This is a genomic window from Sphingomicrobium sp. XHP0239 (assembly GCF_039555325.1).
Classification (GTDB): domain Bacteria; phylum Pseudomonadota; class Alphaproteobacteria; order Sphingomonadales; family Sphingomonadaceae; genus Sphingomicrobium; species Sphingomicrobium maritimum.
This window is the reverse complement of record NZ_CP154608.1, coordinates 1,449,636-1,466,890: the sequence shown is the minus strand read 5'-3', so window position 1 is coordinate 1,466,890 and position 17,255 is coordinate 1,449,636. Positions and strand designations below refer to the sequence as shown.

Here is a 17,255-nt window from a genome sequence, read left to right as displayed (position 1 = left end):
GGACCCGAATTTACAGGATGTCGCGTACCTTGTCCTGCGGCCGTGCGAGGACGACGCCCTTGTCGGTCTCCACCAACGGGCGTTCGATCAGGATCGGATGCTCCATCATCGCATCGAGGATCGCCTCATCGCTCACTTCATCGTCGAGCAGGCCGAGATCGCGGGCGATCGGTTCCTTGGCGCGCAGACCGTCGCGCGGCGTCATGCCGGCGCGGTCGAACAGCCGTTCGAGTTCCTCTCGCGACAGGTCGCCCGCGAGATAATCGATGGTGGTGACCTCGTAGCCCCCGTCCTCCAGGATCGCCTTCGTCTTTCGTGCGGTGCCGCAGCGGGGCGTAAAAGTCATGCGTGCCGACTTGCTCATGGGGCCTGTGTCTCCTTGAGGATCGACAGCGCCTTCGCGCGCCGATTCCATGGCACGAACAGATGGTCGTGATGGAAAGCGGCGACCACGTTGCAGGGAATGCTGGCATCGGCCAGCGCGCGCGACACCTTGGCGGTCAGCCCGATACCGTCCAGGCGGCTTTCGAACCCCAGCGTGACCAGTGCCCAGCTTCCCGCGGGGTCGAGGCCGAGCGCCTCCAGTTCTTCGAGCGGCGCGATGACGCTGGTGCCTTCTGCCTCCTCGAAGGTGGCGAGCGGCCGCAGCGCATCGGGCCAAGGGTCGCGCGGATGGACGGTTGCGAACCCGTAGGCCCGCTCGTCGAGGAGCGGTCGAACCCCGACCATCAGTCGTCCTGGCCCGCGAGCCACTCCTCCAGCCACTTGATCGTATAATCGCCGCTCGCAAATTCCTCGGTGTCGATGATCCGCTGATGCAAGGGCACCGTCGTCTTCATGCCGCCGAGCACGAATTCCTCGAGCGCCCGGCGCAGGCGCATGATGCACCGTTCGCGGTCGGTGCCATAAACGATCAGCTTGCCGATCATGCTGTCGTAATAGGGCGGCACGGTATAGCCGGCGTAGAGACCGCTATCGACGCGCACGTGCATTCCGCCCGGCGCGACGTAATTCTCCACCCGGCCGGGGCTGGGGGCGAAGGTGCGCGGATCCTCGGCATTGATGCGGCATTCGATGGCATGTCCGTGAAGATGGACCTGCTCCTGGCGGACCGAAAGCCCGTCGCCCTGGGCGATGCGGATCTGTTCGCGGACCAAGTCGATGCCCGAAATCATTTCGGTCACCGGATGCTCGACCTGCAGCCGGGTATTCATCTCGATGAAGTAGAATTCGCCGTTCTCGTAGAGGAACTCGATCGTGCCGGCGCCGCGATAGCCCATTTCGGCCATCGCGTCGGCGCAGCGTTTGCCCATGCGGGCGCGTTCCTCGGCGCTGATGACGGGAGAGGGGGCTTCCTCGATAACCTTCTGGTGGCGGCGCTGGATCGAGCAGTCGCGTTCGCCCAGATGGATCGCCTGGCCCTCGCCGTCGCCGAACACCTGAAATTCGATGTGGCGAGGATTGCCGAGATATTTTTCCATGTAGACGGTTGCGTCGCCGAAGGCGTTCTTCGCCTCGCTCGACGCCTGCTTCATGAGGCTTTCGAGCTGGTCGGCTTCGGGCACGACCTTCATGCCGCGACCGCCGCCGCCGGACGCCGCTTTGATCAGGACGGGATAGCCCACCTGGTCGGCGAGTTCCTTCGCTTGTTCGACGCTTTCCAGCGCGCCTTCGCTGCCGGGAACGAGAGGAAGCCCGAGCTCGCCAGCAGTCTTCTTCGCTGCGACCTTGTCGCCCATGACGCGGATGTGCTCGGGCTTGGGACCGACCCAGGTCAGCCCGTGCGATTCGACGATCTCGGCGAACTTGGCATTTTCCGACAGGAAACCGTAGCCGGGATGGATCGCATCGGCGTGCGTTACCTCGGCGGCGGAAATGATGTTGGCGATATTGAGATAGCTGTCGGGACTGGGCGGCGGGCCGATGCAGACGGTCTCGTCGGCGAGGCGAACGTGCATCGCGTCGGCATCGGCGGTCGAATGAACCGCGACCGTCTTGATCCCCATTTCGTGGCAGGCGCGGTGGATGCGCAGCGCGATTTCGCCGCGGTTGGCGATCAACAATTTCTGAATCTGGGCCATGTCGTGCCTAGTCGATGATCACGAGCGGCTGGTCGAACTCGACCGGTTGGGCGTCGGCGACGTTAATCGCCTTGACGGTGCCGGACACGGGCGCGGTGATGGGGTTCATGACCTTCATCGCCTCGACGATCAGCAACGTGTCGCCTTCCTTCACCGTGTCGCCCTCGCGGACGAACGGGTCGGAGCCGGGTTCGGGCGAAAGATAGGCGGTGCCGACCATCGGCGCCTTGACGGGCGTTCCGGAAGGAGCCTCCGTCGCATTCTCGACGGGCGCGTTGTCGGCCGCGGGGGAAGCCGCCGGCTGCGGAGCGGCGGGCTGCGGCGCGTAGGCAGGCGCGGCGTGCACCGGCGCGGCCTCGCGGCGTACCTTGATCTTGCGATCACCGTCCTCGACCTCGATTTCGGTCAGCGAATTGTCGCTCAACAATTCCGCCAGTTCGCGGACCAAGGCGCTGTCGACGCGCATCGGCTCAGTGCCGTTGCTTTTGCTCATCCGATATTCCCTGCTGTTGTTGCGCGGGCGTCTTCTTGCTCCCGCTTTTCCGGCCTTTTCCTAGGACGATGCGATGCGCGGCGTCCAGCGCCATGAGATAACCGTGAGCGCCGAACCCCTGCAGCCCGCCGCGCGCGACATGACTGATCAGGCTCTGGCGACGGAAGCCTTCGCGCGCGTAGATATTGGTAATGTGCACTTCGAGAACGGGCGGGTCGATCGCCTCGACCGCATCGCGCAGCGAGACCGACGTATGGCTGAGAGCGCCCGCATTCAGGATGACCGCCGCGACCTTCTGCTCGTGGGCTTCGTGCAGCCAGTCGATCAGCTGACCTTCGTGATTGGATTGCTTGACCGTCACCTGCATCCCGGCGGGCTTGGCGCGTTCCTGCATCGCGACGGTGATGTCGTCGAGCGTGTCGGGGCCGTAGAGCTGCGTCTGGCGCTGCCCGAGCATGTTGAGGTTCGGCCCGTTGAGGACGAGGATCTGTGCTGGCGAAGTCATGGATCGTCCCTATATGAGCCACAGCAACGTAACGGAAGGGCCGTCCGCACGGGCGGCAATCAGCAGCATGTCTCTCGATCCCACCCTCGCGGTCCGCGTCAACGGCGATCACCGTCGCGTCAAACCCGAGACCAGCATCGCCCAACTGGTCCGCGACATCGGCCTCGATCCGCATCGTGTCGCGGTCGAACGCAATCTGGAAGTCGTGCCCCGGGGCACGCTGGACGAAGTCTGCGTCGAGGATGGGGACGAATATGAGATCGTCCATTTCGTCGGCGGCGGTTGATCGCTAGGGACGCCGGCATGACGGAAAAACAGAATGATACGTGGTCGGTCGCGGGCCGGACCTTCACCTCGCGGTTGATCGTCGGCACGGGCAAGTACAAGGATTTCGCGGAGAATGCCGCCGCCGTGGAGGCTTCCGGGGCGGAAATCGTCACGGTCGCGGTACGGCGCGTGAACGTCAGCGATCCGGGACAGCCGACGCTGCAGGATCATATCGACCCGAAGAAGATCACCTACCTTCCCAATACCGCCGGCTGTTTTACCGCCGACGAGGCGATCCGCACCCTGCGACTGGCGCGCGAGGCGGGGGGCTGGGACCTCGTGAAACTGGAAGTGCTGGGCGAGGCGAAGACGCTTTATCCCGATATGCGTGAGACGCTGAAGGCGACCGAAATACTGGCGAACGAAGGTTTTCATCCGATGGTCTATTGCGTCGACGATCCGATCGCCGCGAAACAACTCGAGGACGCGGGCGCGGTGGCGATCATGCCGCTGGGTGCGCCGATCGGATCGGGCCTCGGCATCCAGAACCGTGTCACGATCCGGCTGATCGTCGAGGGTGCGAGCGTTCCGGTGCTGGTCGATGCAGGCGTCGGCACGGCTAGCGATGCCGCGGTGGCGATGGAACTGGGCTGTGACGGCGTCCTGATGAACACTGCGATTGCCGAGGCGAAGGACCCGGTGCGCATGGCCCGTGCCATGCGGCTGGCGGTCGAGGCGGGTCGCGATGCCTATCTGGCCGGGCGGATGGGCCAGCGCCGCTACGCCGACCCATCGAGCCCGCTGTCGGGGCTGATCTAGTCGTCCGACGCGATCGCCGTCGCCGGTGAGGCGATTTGCGCAGCGCGGTCCGCGAAGGCTGTATCGAGGGCCGTGCGATCGTACCAATGACCCGCGACCATGACGCCGCGCGGTCGGCGCAGGACAGTGATATCCGAGCGCGGATCGCCGTCGACCAAAAGGAGGTCGGCGCGCGCCTCGCTCCTCACGATTCCCAGATCCTCGCGCCCCGAGAACAAAGCCGCGTCGCGCGTCGCGATTCGCATCACCTCTTCCGCGGTGTATCCGGCGTCGAGAAACCCGCGAAACTCGTCATGGATGGCATAGCCTGACAGGACGAAGGGGTTGGGCGGATCGGTGCCGATCAGCAACGGCACGCCTGCCTCGCGCAATGCGCTGACAAAGGAGACCTTGTTGGCGATAGCTGCGTCGAGATCGGGAAAACTCCTGGAGACAAAGCCCCCCTCGGCGATGCTCGAGCGCCACCATGCGACGTCATTTTCGCTGAAGATCGCCAATTCGGGTCGGTCGTACCAGGCATCGCCCTCATCGCGCGCATCGCGGCGACCGTACGACAGAGCCAGTGTAGGGACACCGGTGACGCCCGAATCCTTCACCCGACCGACCCATTCCGGAAATCGCGCCGGCTCTGCCTCTGCCCACTCGGCGACCGACCCCGATCGATCTCCGAGCCGCTCCTTGTCGACGAGGACCTCGGAGAGCCCGTCGAGATGTTCGAGGCTGTCGATGCCGAGATCGAGCATTTCTTCGACCGTCAGGCTGTCGGGCGTGTGAGCGTAGATTTTCAGATCAAGGCGTTTGGCTTCGGCAACTGCGGCGCGGAACGTCTCGGCGTCGAGCCGTTCGTAGAGCTTGATCGCGGGAAAATATGCGGTGGCCTGGGCGCGGACGGCGCCCACGGCCTGTTCGGGGCTTGTCAGGACCAGCGAGATCCCCGAGCGGACCGGTGGATCGCCGTCCATGAGCGGTCCCGGCCCGGTGACGCGCGGACCGAGAATAGCTCCATCCGCCGCGCCTTGGGAGAGTAACGCATCGCTGGTGCTACCGGTCATATTGCGTACGCTGGTGATGCCGTTGAGGAGGTAGCTCAACCCTTGGCTCCCGCGCCAGTAATGGACATGCATGTCATGAAGTCCTGGCATCAGCGTTGTGCCACTGCCTTCGATCCGCTGTATACCCGCGGCTTGATCAGGGGACGGCGTGCCGCTGCCCATGGCCGCGATGCGCCCGTTTTCGACGTGAACCCAGCCGCGCTCGATCACCCCGACATCCTCGTCCATCGTCAGGATGCGAACGTCGGTAAAGAGTCGCGCCTCCTGCGCTGCAGCGGGCGCGCCGACGAAGAGCGCGATGTAAGCGAGAGCGGTTCGGAACATGTCGGGGTCCTTTGCGATAGCGCGTGGTTCGATCTGACCTAGGGAGCGCACATCCCCTACCGCTCATTTATCCGCCAACCGACACCTGCTATCGGTCAATCGACATCGAGTTCAGAAGCTTCGTTCGCGCAAGCGGGCGCTGCCGGCGCGCGAGGAGATGATGCTATCGCCGTTGACGAGGTGGACGGTGGTTCGACCATTGCCCGCCGGTTCGGCTCGCGCGATCGCGGCCAGGGCGACGAGGTGCGACCGATGAAGCCGAACGAACTCCTGCTCCGGCAGGCGCCGCTCATATTCGCCCAGCGACCCGCCCGTCAGCAGCCGTTCGTTGCGAGTGACCAACTCGACATAGTCGCCGGCGCCCGAAGCGATCAGGATGTCGGAAGGATCGAACGCGCGCAGATCGCCATCGACCCGAACGAGGATAGGGGCGTTCCCGGCGGAAGGTGTGGCGCCCCGCTCGGCCAGCGCGGTGACCAGCATCCGATGCAGGTGACCTGCGTAGCTCAGGGCGGCGGCGACGGCGAAATAGCTGATCCCCTGGAAAAGAAACCAGGAATTGACCGGCTGTGTGAAGGGTTCGACGGTGAAGCCGCCTGCAAACCACCCCCCTTCGCGCGCAGCGATGAACACGACAACCGCAGCGTACCAGCCGAAGGTGTAGAGGAGAGCCCCCGGCACCAACAGGATCAGCCGCCACGCTCGCCCACCATTCCATAACGGACGCAGAACTATGTCCGCGAGCATTCCCAACAGGACTGCGGGAAGGCTATTGCGAAAGGCTGCCTCGATCGTGCGTCCGGCCTCGTACTGACCTGTTGCTGCGAAAGCGATCACGTATGCGATCATCAGACCCCCGAACGCACACAGTGCCACGCGCCATCGTAGGCCGGATTGACGTCGAGCTGGAACTAGGTCGGTCATAGGGCGGACCTTACTGGTGTTTGCGACCGGGTAGAAGAGCTGCCCATCCGACACTCTCCGCCCAAGCGATGGCTTCTTGCGCCGTATGGAGGCACCAACGGTGTCACCACTCGTTGGTCAGGTAACATACGGAAAAAGAAGGAGTAAATCCGATGGGTGAACTGACCGACAAAATCAAAGGCAATGCCAACGAAGCCGCTGGCGAAATCAAGCAGGAATCGAATAACCCCGAGACCCGCGCTGAAGGCCGCAATCAAGAAGTGAAGGGTAAAGCCCAGCAGGCCAAGGGCGAAGTCAAGGGCAAGCTTGGCAACGATATTTAAGCGTTCAGCGCTTGAACGGGGTTTATCCCCGGTAGAAGGGCTGGTCCTTGCGGACCGGCCCTTTTTGCGTGTCCGCTAGAGGATCCGGTTGCCGTCTTGGACGGTAAGATGCCTCGTCGTGCGCGGCGCTGCGTTGCTTTGCAATTCCTTTACCTTCGGGCGCCATCTTCGCGAGAGGCGAACCTGAGCGATCCGGACCGATCGCATTTTACTGTTCGCAAAGGGATAGTCCCGCGAGGATGTCCGTATCGACTGGGAGGAAATGCCGATGGACATCGATCATGTTGCACCCGTGCGAGATCGATCCGCGTATGGCCCATCCCGCAAGAATGCCCATTTTCAACGGCGGAGCGACGCGACCGAGGCCCTTCCGTCGTTGTTCATCGATCCAGATGCTCGCGGCACGCGGCGATGGTCGCAAATGTTCGATCTCGAACGGTGCGAGGAGCTGGCGTTCGATTCGGTCATGACGAGCGCCCCAAGCCTTCAACGGTAATCGTTTCCAGCCGTACGTTCGTCGTCCGAGGCCACGCTTGGGACGGACGTGCTGCTAGGTCGAACGGCCTTCCGCGCGACCACGCATCTCTCCCAGCGTGGCGGCGGTCGAAATCACGTCCACGTCGGTGACGAGGTGAAGCAGGCGAATCCCGCCGCGTTCCATCGCCCGATCGAGCGCAGGGGCGAAGTCTGCGGTGGCCTCCACCCGCTCGCCCCAGCCACCGAACGCCTGTACAAGCGCGACGAAATCGGGATTCCCCGCTGCTAGGCCGGTCGCGCTGACCCGCCCAGGATACTCCCGCTCCTGATGCATGCGGATCGTGCCATAGGATCCATTGTCGACGACGAGGATCAGAAGGTCGAGATCGAGCGCCGCGGCTGTCGCCAGTTCCTGCCCGTTCATAAGGAAATCGCCGTCTCCCGCCACGCACACGACAGTGCGGTCGGCGAACCTACGGCTCGCAGCGACGCTTGCGGGCAGGCCATAACCCATAGTTCCGCTGGTCGGCGCAAGTTGGGACGAGGTAGCGGCGTAATGCCAATACCGATGCCACCAGCCCGAGAAGTTGCCTGCTCCGTTGCAGATGATCGTGTCGGCGGGGAGCTTTTCGCGCATCGCCGCGACGCACGGGCCGAGGTCCAGCCGTACGCCTTCGCGGGGTCGGACGGTCGACCAGTCGAGCCATTCGCGGTGCGCTTCCTCGCCCGCACCGAAACGCGCGAGATCATCGTCATGCCACGCGTCGAGCGTCTCGGCGAATTCGGCCATGTCGGCGACGATCGGGAGATCGGTGCGATAGACACGGCTCAACTCGTTCGGATCAGGGTGAACGTGAACCAGGGTCTGCTCGGGGTGATCGGGGGTAAGAAGAGTATAGCCGTCGGTGGTCGCTTCGCCCAACCGCGCGCCGACGGCGAGGACGAGATCCGCCTCGCGCACCCGCTGCTGCAACTTCGGATTGGGGCCGTAACCAAGTTGTCCGGCGTAGACGGTGCAATCGTTCGCTACCGCGTCCTGCCGCCGGAAGGCCGCGGCGACGGGAATCCCCACACGCTCGGCCCAACTCGCGAAATAATGCGCGGCGCATGGGTCCCAGTTGGCGCCGCCAACGATCGCGATCGGGCTGGCGGCATCTTTCAGCAGGTCGTGCAAAGCACCGATCGCGCCCGGGTCGGGGGCGATGGCGGCGGGGGTGATGGCGGGGCGGTCGAGCGCCTCGACCTCGTCGCGCAGCATGTCTTCGGGCAGCGCCAGCACGACCGGACCGGGCCGACCGGCAGTCGCGACGCGAAAGGCGCGCGCCACATATTCGGGGATCCGCCGCGCATCGTCGATCCGCGCAGCCCACTTCGCGATCGGCGCGAAGAAGGCAGGAAAGTCGATTTCCTGAAAACCCTCGCGGTCGCGATCGCCGCGGTCGAGATCGCCGATGAACAGGATCATCGGAGTCGAATCCTGCATCGCAACGTGGACGCCCGCGCTGGCGTTGGTCGCACCTGGACCGCGCGTGACGAACGCGATGCCGGGGCGCCCGGTCATCTTGCCATCGGCATCCGCCATGTAGGCGACGCCGCCTTCCTGGCGGCAGACGACCACATCGATTTGGGGGCTGTCGTGGAGTGCGTCGAGCACGGCGAGAAAGCTCTCGCCCGGAACGGTGAAGAGGCGGTCGACGCCCTGTGCGAGCAATTGATCGACGAGAATGCGGCCGCCGGTGCGCGGCGTCGGACGTTGGGTCATGACGCGCTCCTATCGCCCGGCGATGTGCCGGAGAAGGCCAAAAAGGGGCCGGGAGGTTCGCCGCCTCCCGACCCGATCTTTCGGCTTATTCGGCAGTGTCGGCTTCGCCGTCCTCGACGCCGTCCACTTCGATCGTCGGCGTCTCGACGGTGACCTCCTCGGTACCGACGTCGATATCCGCGGCCTCGGCATCGACGTCCGGCAGTTCGCCGCCCTCGACCTGGACCTCGGGGGCGTCGCCGCCGGAAACGCGAAGACCGAACAGGTCGAGCGCGTACGCCAGAATCGCCAGAATGACGACGATCACGACGATGATGATGAGGGTCTTGTTGCCCGATTTTTCAGCCATGGATGTTCCTTTTTATCCCCAGATATTCCACCAACGGAACGACGCTGCGCGGTGTTCCCGTCGATAGAGGACACCATTCGGCCATTCTGCCGCCGAGGTCACTCGAATTCGCGTCTCGTCGAGTGAAGAGCGGGGTCGCGGAGGCTGAGCCGAAAGCACTCCGAACCGGGGTAGCTCGTCCCAAAGAAAAAGCGGCGCCCCGTTCCCGGGACGCCGCCTCTATCATTCATCCGACGATGCCGGACGGAAAGCCTACTCGCCGTCGCCGACTTCCAGGTCGCTGGTGTCGATTTCGGGAACATCGACGTCGACGTCCGGGATTTCCGGCGCTTCGACGTCGACATCGACGCTGGTCTCGTCGCCGACCGCTTCCGCGCCGCCGCCGATGACACCGGTGAAGAAGAGGATCGCGATCACCGCGACGATCGCGACCAGCGCGATGATGGCGGTCGATCCGCCACCACCGCCGGTGGAGCGGGGCGGATTGGTCTCGGCGGTATTGGGGTTATTGAGATTGGGGTCGGGGTTGTTCGGATTGGGGTCGTTCATATCGGCCATATGGAAGGCTCCTTGAGAGAATTATGATCATCAATGCCGACCGGTCGTGACGGTTCCACAACGTCCCGTCCCGGGTCACGCCATGTGGATCGCCTTCACGACCTGATAGGTCTCCAGACCCTCCTTGCCGCCCTCGCTGCCGAAGCCCGAATCCTTCACTCCACCGAAGGGGGCGTCCGCGCTGGAAATGGCGAAACTGTTGATGCCGACCATTCCCGCCTCGATCATGTCGCCGAGCACGTTGGCGCGGTGCAGATCGTTGGTGAAGGCGAAGGCCGCGAGGCCGTACGGGAGGCGATTGGCCTGATGCAGCGCTTCGTCGAGATCCTTGAAGGGCCGGGTCACGGCGACCGGGCCGAACGGCTCGTCGTTCATGATATTCGCTTCGAGCGGGACATCGGCAAGCAGGGTTGGGGCGAAGAAGTTGGCATTACCCGTCGGCTCGCCTCCCGCGAGCACGCGCGCTCCCTTTGCCTTGGCGTCGGCGACCAGATCCCCGACGGCAGGGAGGCGTCGTTCGTGGGCGAGGGGACCCATCTGGACACCGTCGTCCATCCCGTTGCCGACCTTCACTCGCTGCGTCCGCTCGGCGAACCCTTCGACGAAGCGATCGTAGATGCCTTCCTGCACGTAGAAGCGGGTGGGGGAGACGCACACCTGCCCGGCGTTGCGGAATTTCTGGGGGACCAGCTTGTCGAGCGTCGCGTCGAGATCGACATCGTCGAAAACCAGCACCGGGGCGTGACCGCCCAGTTCGAGCGTGAGACGCTTCAGCCCATCGGCGGCGAGGCTCATCAAATGTCTCCCGATCGCGACCGAGCCGGTGAAGCTGACCTTCCGCACGATCGGCGAGGCCATCAGGTGGCGGCTCACCATGTCGGGCTCGCCGTGCACTAGCTGGAACACGCCTTGCGGCAAGCCTGCGTGATCGAGCGCCTTCGCGACCGCGTTGACGCAGGCGGGAGTTTCTTCGGGCGGCTTCGAAATGACGCTGCACCCCGCCGCCAACGCTGCGGCGACTTTCTTGGAGAGAAGGTAGATGGGGAAGTTCCACGGGGTGAAGGTCGCGACCACGCCCACCGGCTGACGCTGCACGATGCTGCGCTGCCCGACGGGGCGCACGAGTGTACGGCCATAGTCGCGCTTGGCTTCCTCCGCATACCATTCGAACATGCTCGCCGCGCCGTGGACTTCGCCGACCGCCTCGGCGAGTGGTTTGCCCTGCTCCTGCGTCATCGAGGCGCCGATGTCCTTCGCATTGTCCTTCAGATAGCGCGCCGCCTTGTGAAGGATGGCAGCGCGCTTCTCGACCGGCGTTGCGCGCCAGACGGGAAAGGCGCGGTCGGCAGCCAGCAATGCAGCGTCGAGATCGTCTTTGCTGGCGAGCGGCACCTCCGCGAGCGTTTCGCCGGTTGCGGGGTTGGTGACGGGCATGACGTCGCGGCCTTCGCCAGCCTTCCACGCACCGTCGATGAAGAGCTTGAGATCGGTTTGATAGGTCATGGGCTCGCTCATAGGCCGACCGTTTCGCGGTTGAAAGGGTCGGAGCCTGGCCCTAGGTCAGACGTTGAACGAACAACAATGTCAGGAGCCAGCACATGGATAAAGCCGAACTCGCCGCCAAGATGCAGGAAAACGAAGCCTGGGTCGAAGGCAAGAAGGTCAAGATCGATTATGACGACAAGGGCGTGATCATGCTCGACGGCGTCGACCACAAGGTGACCGAAGAGGACGGCGAAGCCGACACCACGATCAAGGTAAAGTGGGAAGATTGGCAGGCCATGGCCGACGGGCAGCTCGACGGCATGACCGCCTTCATGACGGGCAAGCTGAAGGTCGAGGGCGACATGTCCAATGCCATGCAGCTCCAGGGCGTCCTCGCCAAGCTGCGCGGCTGATCCGACAAGAAGCTAGTCGAAAGGGCGTTGCCGCGGATGCGCGGTGACGCCCTTTCGATTCATGCTATCAAGGCCGCGAACTCGATCGAGGAGATGCGGCGATGCGCGCGATTGTTCTGACCCTTCCGCTCGTTTTGGCGGCCTGCGAGGAGCCGGTCCCCCCGCCGCCCGAAAAGGGGGCATCCGAAATCGACGAGGCGGAGACGTCGGCGACCGCGGCGCCGACACCCGATGCGCAGAGCGAAGTCGATGAACAGGCTGTCGCAACGCTGCTCTACAACGAATTGCGCGACGCAATCGGTGATCCGTCGTCGCTAAGTCTGGAAATCGGGACCGCCGACCTGGACGGTGACGGCACGGCGGAAGTGTTGGCCTATGCAATGTCCCCGATGATCTGCGGGACGGGTGGGTGCAGCCTCTACGTACTGAGACGCGCGGGCAGCGGCTATCGAATCCTAGACGAGATCGGACCGTCGCAACTCCCCGTCTTCCGGTTGTCGCCCGGCGACGACGGCTGGGCGTCTCTAGGGGTGACCGTTTCCGGTGGCGGCATGCCCGAACAGGTGATGGAGGTCCCGCACGAGACGACGGGATATGCCGACAACCCGACCGTCGAGCCTGCACGCCCGATTCCTGCACCCGACGCCGCGCGCATCGTGATCGCACGACCGCCGCTACCCTGACGCGGGCAGGGCGCAGCGAACCGTCTATCAGTCGGCGGGGGCCTTGAACCGGCCGACGATGGCCGAAAGCCCGCGCTTCTGCCCGGAGGACAGCAGGCTCTGCTGGAACAAGCGCCCAAGCAGGTGGAGCATCAGAGCGGTAAACCCGACGAGGAGGATTGCCGCCCCGATCAGCTCGAGCGCGCCGATCCCGCTGCCGAGCCGTGCAAGCACCACGAAGGGCGTCAGGGGCGGAATCCACGTCATCGCCTCGACGATTTTCGATGCGCCGCCTGAGATGACAGCCTGCAGCAGGAAGGTGATGGGCAGCAGCAGGACGATCATCACCGGCATGAGATAGCCCTGCGCCTCGTTCATGTCGTCGCTGAGCACGCCGACACCGAGGAAGATGGTGGAAAGCGCGACATATCCCAGAATATAGAAGAACAGGATCGTCGTCACGGCGCCGACGTTGGCGACAGGCTCGATCGCGGTGCCGATGAATTCGGCGATGGCGTTCTGTTGGGTAAGTCCGACGAAAACCGCGCAGGCCACCCATACGAGCGTCATCGACAGGCCGATGGCGACGGTCCCGAGCAACTTGCCCGCCATCAGTTGTTGTGGCCGCACGCAGGCGAGCACGCTTTCGATCAGCTTGTTCGACCGTTCCTCGACCGCACCCTGGACGAGCCAGTTGCCCGACAGGATGATGCTCATCATCAACATATAGGCCAGCGCCAACGGCAGCAGGGACCGGATGACGGTGACATCTTCGGCGCCGCCGCCCGGCGGCGGGGTCGACGTGGTGATGACGGGCGTCGCGCCGTCGATCGCGAGAATGTCGGCGGGCGCGATACCGCGCTCGCTCATCAGGCGACCGCGAAGTTCGCCCTGCGACACGCCCTGGATCAGTCCGACGAGCGTCCGGCTGGGGGTGTCGTCCGCGAACAGCTGGATCGCCGGAGTCTCGGCATAATCTTCGTCGATCAGGACGACGAGATCGGGGGGCGGATTGGCTTCGTCACCCCCGTCGAAGATGGTGCCGCGCTGCTCCTCGATCGCCTCTGCCGACAATCCGGCGAGCGTCTCGGGCGTATCGACGATCTCGTACCAGGGCGCGGGCGCCTCGAACGGCGGCGTCGTTTCGTCGCGCACCGCATCGATCCGCTCCTGCGCCGCCTCGATCCCGCCGCTTTCGCGAAACGCCGCAGCGTCCGCAGGCGTGAAATCGCGCGCATATTCGGTCCACACCACTCCCTCGATCCGTTCTTCCAGATCGTGACGCCTGGCGTAGCGCGAGAGCGAGCGTAGAGTTTCCAGGTCGTTCTCGATCTCGATGCGCTGCTGGATCGCTTCGCCGACCGGTCCGGCGTCGCGGTCGATGAGGACGATCCGTTCGGCTTCGTCGTCATCGAGCAGATCGGTGATCAGCGGACCCACGAACAAGAGCGCGGGGAGCAGCAACATGGTCACCCAGAAGCTCTTCATGCGGGCGATGTGACGGAATTCGCGCGCGGCGATGAGCAGGACGTTCTTCATTTCACATTCTCCTCGCCGACGAGATGCACGAAGACGTCGTGCAGGCTCGCGCGGTCGACGTCGAACCGTCGCAGCGCGGTCCCGGAAGCGGTCAACCGTTCCAGCAGGTCCATGGCGCGCGTGTCGGATCGGAGCGTGACTTCATAGTCCTTCCAGCCGCCGGCACCCGTGCCGACCGCCTCGACCTTCGCGACGCCAGGCAGGGTCGTGGGATCGACTTGGCTGGTCATTTGAACCTTGGTGGCAAGCAGTTCGCGCGCCTCGTCCGGCGTCCCCTCGAACTGCTTCGCACCCTTCTTGAGCACGAGCATCCGGTCGCACAGTCGTTCGACATGCTGCATCACGTGGGTCGAGAAGACGACCGCCGCACCCTTGTCCCGGGCGCGCAGGATCTCGTCCTCGAGCAGTTGCTGGTTGACCGGATCGAGGCCCGAGAAGGGTTCGTCGAGGATCAGCAACTCGGGCGAATTGACGATCGAGGTCGCCAGCTGGACCTTTTGCGCCATGCCCTTCGACATGTCCTGGATCGGCGATTTGGCGCGGTCGCCAAGACCGAAACGTTCGAGCAGCGCCAGCCCCTCGCGCTTGGCGTCGCCGGGGCTCATGCCCTTCATCTGTCCGAAATAGGCAACCGTCTCGATCGCGCTCATCTTGGGATAGAGGCCGCGTTCTTCGGGAAGGAAGCCGATGCGGTCGCCCTGTTCGGGACCCGGCGGGCCGCCCAGTACCTCGATCCGCCCTTTCGTCGGGCGAATGATGTCGAGCACCATGCGCATGCTGGTCGTCTTGCCCGCTCCGTTGCCGCCGAGAAATCCGAAGATCTCCCCCGGCCGGACCTCGAACCCGACATCGTCGACGGCAACAATATCGCCGAACCGCTTCGTCACCCCGTCCATCAACAGCAATGCCATCGACGTTCACCCCCCGTGTTTTGCGTTCGCCCTCACGAAAGGGCGTCCCACCCGGCCAAGTCAAGTTCGGGTTCGACGAACGGCTTGTCAGCATGGTTCTGCGAACCTAGGCCGGGGGCAAGCCACGAAGGAGCCGTCCGACATGAAACTGATTTACGATTCCGCCACCGCGGCGCTTGATGGGGTCCTGAGAGACGGGATGCTGATTGCCGCTGGAGGCTTCGGCCTGTGCGGTATTCCCGAACGACTGCTCGACGCGATCCGCGATAGCGGGGTGAAGGATCTCACCTTCGCGTCGAACAATGCCGGGATCGACAACGAGGGCATTGGCAAGCTGCTTCGTACCAAGCAGGTGAAGAAGATGATCTCGTCCTATGTCGGCGAGAACAAGGAGTTCGAGCGGCAATTCCTCGCCAAGGAGCTCGAAGTCGAATTCTGCCCGCAGGGAACGCTCGCTGAACGGATGCGCGCGGGCGGGGCGGGCATCCCGGGCTTCTACACCAAGACGGGCGTCGGCACGGTCGTTGCCGAGGGCAAGGAAGTGAAGCAGTTCGACGGAGAGGATTACATTCTCGAGCGCGGCATCTTCGCCGACTTGTCGATCGTGAAGGGGTGGAAGGCGGACGAGGCGGGCAACGTGATGTTCCGCAAGACCGCGCGCAACTTCAACCAGCCTGCCGCGACCTGCGGCAAGATCTGCGTCGTGGAGGTCGAGGAAATCGTCCCGACGGGTTCGCTCGATCCCGACTGCATCCATCTGCCCGCCGTATTCGTCGATCGCCTGATCACCGGCGCGCCCTACGACAAGAAGATCGAATTCGTGACGACCCGCGAGAAGGAAGACGCATGATGCTGATCGCCGCCCTTCTGGCCGCCGCCGTGCCACTGGCCGCCCAACCCGCCGAGGAAGCCAGCATCGTTGCCCCGCACGACGCCGAGGATGTCGCCGCGATCGATCGGGTCATGCGCGACGTCTATGCCGTCATCTCCGGACCAGCCGGGCAGGAACGCGACTGGGACGCGATGCGCGCGATGTTCACTGACGACGCCCGGCTCTACGCAATCACGCCGCAAGGGCTACGCGGCGGGACGGTCGACGATTACATCACCAGCAGCGGACCGTTCCTGATCGAGAACGGCTTTACGGAGCGCGAGATCGGTCATCGGCTCGAACTCTACGGCAATCTGGCGCAGGTCTGGTCGTCGTATGAAGGTACTTTCACGATGGACGGCGAACTGCGCAGGGTGCGCGGGATCAACAGCTTTCAACTGATGCAGGACGGAAGCGGGACCTGGAAGGTCCACTCCATTCTCTGGCAGCAGGAAACGCCCACGATGCCGCTGCCGATCGACATGGATAATCAAGGAGGCGATTGATGCCCTGGGATCGTAATCAGATGGCGGAGCGCGCCGCCAAGGAGCTTCAGGATGGCTATTTCGTCAATCTCGGTATCGGGATTCCGACGCTGGTCGCCAACTACATTCCCGAGGGGAAGACGGTCACGCTGCAGTCGGAAAACGGGATGCTCGGCATCGGACCGTTCCCGACGAAGGACGAGGTCGATGCCGACCTGATCAACGCGGGCAAGCAAACGATCAGCCAGCTGCCGCAGTCGAGCTATTTCGACAGCGCGACCAGCTTCTCGATGATCCGCGGCGGACATATCGATCTGACCGTCCTGGGCGCGATGGAGGTCAGCGAGGACGGCGACATCGCCAACTGGATGATCCCCGGCAAGATGATCAAGGGCATGGGCGGCGCGATGGACCTCGTCGCGGGGGTCAAGAAGATCATCGTGGTGATGGAACATGTGTCGAAGGGCGGCGATCCGAAGTTCAAGCCCGCATGCGACCTGCCGCTTACCGGGCAGAACGTCGTCGACATGATCATTACCGATCTCGGCGTGTTCCGCCGCAAGGACCACGACAGCGCGTTCGAACTGATCGAACTGGCCCCCGACGTGACCGAGGACGAGATCGCCGAGAAGACGACCGCGGCGTACGAGGTCGCGCTTTGAGGCTGGCGATCGCCGCCGCTGCTGCGCTGGCCGTCGCGGGCTGCGAGGGCGGGGGCGAGGCGGTGACGCTCGACGGATCGAGCGAGGAAGCGTTCGTGGCTTCTGCCGCCGCCGCCCGTGCGCAACTGCCGCTCGAAGACCGGCTGGTCTTCGATGAGGCGATGAATTCGGTGGGCCAGCGATCGCACCGGACCGCCGACAAGGACCTGCTGCGCCGCCGCACGTTCGACGGCATGACCGCGGAAGAGGTCGTCTCCGAGGCCCACGCCCGCGGGATCGACTAGAGGAGAAAG

The 17,255-nt window shown here is 64.1% G+C and carries 23 protein-coding genes; 10 read left to right on the top strand and 13 right to left on the bottom strand.

Annotation, left to right across the window (positions count from 1 at the left end):
* Positions 1 to 10: 10 nt before the first annotated feature.
* Genes WJT74_RS07470 through aroQ form a run of 5 tightly spaced genes read right to left on the bottom strand, consistent with a single transcriptional unit; the run spans position 11 to position 3,079 of the window.
* Positions 11 to 364, bottom strand: coding sequence for an arsenate reductase family protein (locus WJT74_RS07470; RefSeq protein ID WP_343343302.1), 354 nt, complete (start codon positions 362 to 364; stop codon positions 11 to 13).
* Positions 361 to 729: an ACT domain-containing protein gene (locus WJT74_RS07465; RefSeq protein ID WP_343343300.1), complete on the bottom strand. Its 369-nt coding sequence runs from the start codon at positions 727 to 729 to the stop codon at positions 361 to 363. Before WJT74_RS07465 ends, WJT74_RS07470 begins: the two co-directional genes overlap by 4 nt.
* Positions 729 to 2,081 carry an acetyl-CoA carboxylase biotin carboxylase subunit gene (gene accC / locus WJT74_RS07460; RefSeq protein WP_343343299.1) on the bottom strand — a complete coding sequence of 451 codons (1,353 nt, stop codon included), beginning with the start codon at positions 2,079 to 2,081 and terminating at the stop codon, positions 729 to 731. Before accC ends, WJT74_RS07465 begins: the two co-directional genes overlap by 1 nt.
* Positions 2,082 to 2,088: 7 nt before the next feature.
* Positions 2,089 to 2,574 (bottom strand): acetyl-CoA carboxylase biotin carboxyl carrier protein, encoded by a 486-nt coding sequence (accB, locus tag WJT74_RS07455; protein WP_343343297.1) that lies wholly within the window; start codon positions 2,572 to 2,574, stop codon positions 2,089 to 2,091.
* The gene (gene aroQ / locus WJT74_RS07450; protein WP_343343295.1) at positions 2,552 to 3,079 is read right to left on the bottom strand and encodes a type II 3-dehydroquinate dehydratase; all 528 of its coding nucleotides are present in this window, start codon (positions 3,077 to 3,079) and stop codon (positions 2,552 to 2,554) included. Before aroQ ends, accB begins: the two co-directional genes overlap by 23 nt.
* 13 nt (positions 3,080 to 3,092) lie before the next feature.
* On the opposite strand from aroQ, the gene thiS reads away from it, so the two are divergent.
* Positions 3,093 to 3,365, top strand: coding sequence for a sulfur carrier protein ThiS (gene thiS / locus WJT74_RS07445; protein WP_343343293.1), 273 nt, complete (start codon positions 3,093 to 3,095; stop codon positions 3,363 to 3,365).
* Positions 3,366 to 3,382: 17 nt separating this feature from the next.
* Entirely contained in the window at positions 3,383 to 4,165 is a 783-nt protein-coding gene (locus tag WJT74_RS07440) for a bifunctional sulfur carrier protein/thiazole synthase protein (protein ID WP_343343291.1), read from the top strand.
* On the opposite strand, the gene WJT74_RS07435 is transcribed toward WJT74_RS07440, so the two are convergent.
* Together WJT74_RS07435 and WJT74_RS07430 are read right to left on the bottom strand one after the other, a co-directional pair.
* Entirely contained in the window at positions 4,162 to 5,541 is a 1,380-nt protein-coding gene (locus WJT74_RS07435; protein ID WP_343343289.1) for an amidohydrolase family protein, read from the bottom strand. The two genes, WJT74_RS07440 and WJT74_RS07435, sit on opposite strands and share 4 nt — an antisense overlap.
* Before the next feature lie 111 nt (positions 5,542 to 5,652).
* Positions 5,653 to 6,390, bottom strand: coding sequence for a LytR/AlgR family response regulator transcription factor (locus WJT74_RS07430; RefSeq protein WP_343343287.1), 738 nt, complete (start codon positions 6,388 to 6,390; stop codon positions 5,653 to 5,655).
* 227 nt (positions 6,391 to 6,617) lie between these two features.
* On the opposite strand from WJT74_RS07430, the gene WJT74_RS07425 reads away from it, so the two are divergent.
* Both WJT74_RS07425 and WJT74_RS07420 read left to right on the top strand, forming a co-directional pair.
* Positions 6,618 to 6,788 (top strand): CsbD family protein, encoded by a 171-nt coding sequence (locus tag WJT74_RS07425; protein ID WP_343343285.1) that lies wholly within the window; start codon positions 6,618 to 6,620, stop codon positions 6,786 to 6,788.
* 268 nt (positions 6,789 to 7,056) lie between these two features.
* Positions 7,057 to 7,284 carry a hypothetical protein gene (locus tag WJT74_RS07420; RefSeq protein WP_343343283.1) on the top strand — a complete coding sequence of 76 codons (228 nt, stop codon included), beginning with the start codon at positions 7,057 to 7,059 and terminating at the stop codon, positions 7,282 to 7,284.
* 54 nt (positions 7,285 to 7,338) lie between these two features.
* On the opposite strand, the gene WJT74_RS07415 is transcribed toward WJT74_RS07420, so the two are convergent.
* The 4 genes from WJT74_RS07415 to WJT74_RS07400 form a co-directional block, all read right to left on the bottom strand.
* The gene (locus tag WJT74_RS07415) at positions 7,339 to 9,027 is read right to left on the bottom strand and encodes a thiamine pyrophosphate-binding protein (RefSeq protein WP_343343281.1); all 1,689 of its coding nucleotides are present in this window, start codon (positions 9,025 to 9,027) and stop codon (positions 7,339 to 7,341) included.
* Between the two features lie 85 nt (positions 9,028 to 9,112).
* On the bottom strand, positions 9,113 to 9,376 hold the full coding sequence (locus WJT74_RS07410) for a hypothetical protein (protein ID WP_343343279.1): 264 nt from the start codon (positions 9,374 to 9,376) through the stop codon (positions 9,113 to 9,115).
* A gap of 252 nt (positions 9,377 to 9,628) precedes the next feature.
* Positions 9,629 to 9,934: a hypothetical protein gene (locus WJT74_RS07405; protein ID WP_343343278.1), complete on the bottom strand. Its 306-nt coding sequence runs from the start codon at positions 9,932 to 9,934 to the stop codon at positions 9,629 to 9,631.
* 75 nt (positions 9,935 to 10,009) lie between these two features.
* Entirely contained in the window at positions 10,010 to 11,437 is a 1,428-nt protein-coding gene (locus WJT74_RS07400; protein WP_343343276.1) for an NAD-dependent succinate-semialdehyde dehydrogenase, read from the bottom strand.
* Between the two features lie 95 nt (positions 11,438 to 11,532).
* Between WJT74_RS07400 and WJT74_RS07395 the strand changes: the two genes are divergently transcribed.
* Both WJT74_RS07395 and WJT74_RS07390 read left to right on the top strand, forming a co-directional pair.
* Positions 11,533 to 11,832 carry an SCP2 sterol-binding domain-containing protein gene (locus WJT74_RS07395; RefSeq protein ID WP_343343274.1) on the top strand — a complete coding sequence of 100 codons (300 nt, stop codon included), beginning with the start codon at positions 11,533 to 11,535 and terminating at the stop codon, positions 11,830 to 11,832.
* Between the two features lie 101 nt (positions 11,833 to 11,933).
* The gene (locus tag WJT74_RS07390; RefSeq protein ID WP_343343272.1) at positions 11,934 to 12,515 is read left to right on the top strand and encodes a hypothetical protein; all 582 of its coding nucleotides are present in this window, start codon (positions 11,934 to 11,936) and stop codon (positions 12,513 to 12,515) included.
* Positions 12,516 to 12,542: 27 nt separating this feature from the next.
* Here the strand turns inward: WJT74_RS07390 and WJT74_RS07385 are convergent, their stop codons facing one another.
* Both WJT74_RS07385 and WJT74_RS07380 read right to left on the bottom strand, forming a co-directional pair.
* Positions 12,543 to 14,033 carry an ABC transporter permease gene (locus WJT74_RS07385; protein WP_343343270.1) on the bottom strand — a complete coding sequence of 497 codons (1,491 nt, stop codon included), beginning with the start codon at positions 14,031 to 14,033 and terminating at the stop codon, positions 12,543 to 12,545.
* Complete coding sequence (locus WJT74_RS07380) at positions 14,030 to 14,944, bottom strand: ABC transporter ATP-binding protein (RefSeq protein WP_343343267.1); 915 nt, start codon at positions 14,942 to 14,944, stop codon at positions 14,030 to 14,032. Before WJT74_RS07380 ends, WJT74_RS07385 begins: the two co-directional genes overlap by 4 nt.
* 142 nt (positions 14,945 to 15,086) lie before the next feature.
* Here WJT74_RS07380 and WJT74_RS07375 point away from each other — a divergent pair, with 142 nt between their 5' ends.
* From WJT74_RS07375 to WJT74_RS07360, 4 genes are read left to right on the top strand one after another with little or no spacing between them, the layout of a single operon-like run.
* Positions 15,087 to 15,794, top strand: coding sequence for a CoA transferase subunit A (locus tag WJT74_RS07375; protein ID WP_343343265.1), 708 nt, complete (start codon positions 15,087 to 15,089; stop codon positions 15,792 to 15,794).
* Positions 15,791 to 16,321, top strand: coding sequence for a hypothetical protein (locus WJT74_RS07370; protein ID WP_343343263.1), 531 nt, complete (start codon positions 15,791 to 15,793; stop codon positions 16,319 to 16,321). Before WJT74_RS07375 ends, WJT74_RS07370 begins: the two co-directional genes overlap by 4 nt.
* Positions 16,321 to 16,962: a 3-oxoacid CoA-transferase subunit B gene (locus tag WJT74_RS07365; protein ID WP_343343261.1), complete on the top strand. Its 642-nt coding sequence runs from the start codon at positions 16,321 to 16,323 to the stop codon at positions 16,960 to 16,962. The genes WJT74_RS07370 and WJT74_RS07365 overlap by 1 nt, the downstream gene beginning before the upstream one ends.
* On the top strand, positions 16,959 to 17,246 hold the full coding sequence (locus WJT74_RS07360) for a hypothetical protein (protein WP_343343259.1): 288 nt from the start codon (positions 16,959 to 16,961) through the stop codon (positions 17,244 to 17,246). The genes WJT74_RS07365 and WJT74_RS07360 overlap by 4 nt, the downstream gene beginning before the upstream one ends.
* Positions 17,247 to 17,255: the final 9 nt, after the last annotated feature.

Coding starts and splice junctions, on each gene's coding strand:
- WJT74_RS07470 (WP_343343302.1), bottom strand. CDS start 364: ATGAGCAAGTCGGCACGCATGACTTTTACGCCCCGCTGCGGCACCGCA.
- WJT74_RS07465 (WP_343343300.1), bottom strand. CDS start 729: ATGGTCGGGGTTCGACCGCTCCTCGACGAGCGGGCCTACGGGTTCGCA.
- accC (WP_343343299.1), bottom strand. CDS start 2,081: ATGGCCCAGATTCAGAAATTGTTGATCGCCAACCGCGGCGAAATCGCG.
- accB (WP_343343297.1), bottom strand. CDS start 2,574: ATGAGCAAAAGCAACGGCACTGAGCCGATGCGCGTCGACAGCGCCTTG.
- aroQ (WP_343343295.1), bottom strand. CDS start 3,079: ATGACTTCGCCAGCACAGATCCTCGTCCTCAACGGGCCGAACCTCAAC.
- thiS (WP_343343293.1), top strand. CDS start 3,093: ATGAGCCACAGCAACGTAACGGAAGGGCCGTCCGCACGGGCGGCAATC.
- WJT74_RS07440 (WP_343343291.1), top strand. CDS start 3,383: ATGACGGAAAAACAGAATGATACGTGGTCGGTCGCGGGCCGGACCTTC.
- WJT74_RS07435 (WP_343343289.1), bottom strand. CDS start 5,541: ATGTTCCGAACCGCTCTCGCTTACATCGCGCTCTTCGTCGGCGCGCCC.
- WJT74_RS07430 (WP_343343287.1), bottom strand. CDS start 6,390: ATGATCGCATACGTGATCGCTTTCGCAGCAACAGGTCAGTACGAGGCC.
- WJT74_RS07425 (WP_343343285.1), top strand. CDS start 6,618: ATGGGTGAACTGACCGACAAAATCAAAGGCAATGCCAACGAAGCCGCT.
- WJT74_RS07420 (WP_343343283.1), top strand. CDS start 7,057: ATGGACATCGATCATGTTGCACCCGTGCGAGATCGATCCGCGTATGGC.
- WJT74_RS07415 (WP_343343281.1), bottom strand. CDS start 9,027: ATGACCCAACGTCCGACGCCGCGCACCGGCGGCCGCATTCTCGTCGAT.
- WJT74_RS07410 (WP_343343279.1), bottom strand. CDS start 9,376: ATGGCTGAAAAATCGGGCAACAAGACCCTCATCATCATCGTCGTGATC.
- WJT74_RS07405 (WP_343343278.1), bottom strand. CDS start 9,934: ATGGCCGATATGAACGACCCCAATCCGAACAACCCCGACCCCAATCTC.
- WJT74_RS07400 (WP_343343276.1), bottom strand. CDS start 11,437: ATGACCTATCAAACCGATCTCAAGCTCTTCATCGACGGTGCGTGGAAG.
- WJT74_RS07395 (WP_343343274.1), top strand. CDS start 11,533: ATGGATAAAGCCGAACTCGCCGCCAAGATGCAGGAAAACGAAGCCTGG.
- WJT74_RS07390 (WP_343343272.1), top strand. CDS start 11,934: ATGCGCGCGATTGTTCTGACCCTTCCGCTCGTTTTGGCGGCCTGCGAG.
- WJT74_RS07385 (WP_343343270.1), bottom strand. CDS start 14,033: ATGAAGAACGTCCTGCTCATCGCCGCGCGCGAATTCCGTCACATCGCC.
- WJT74_RS07380 (WP_343343267.1), bottom strand. CDS start 14,944: ATGGCATTGCTGTTGATGGACGGGGTGACGAAGCGGTTCGGCGATATT.
- WJT74_RS07375 (WP_343343265.1), top strand. CDS start 15,087: ATGAAACTGATTTACGATTCCGCCACCGCGGCGCTTGATGGGGTCCTG.
- WJT74_RS07370 (WP_343343263.1), top strand. CDS start 15,791: ATGATGCTGATCGCCGCCCTTCTGGCCGCCGCCGTGCCACTGGCCGCC.
- WJT74_RS07365 (WP_343343261.1), top strand. CDS start 16,321: ATGCCCTGGGATCGTAATCAGATGGCGGAGCGCGCCGCCAAGGAGCTT.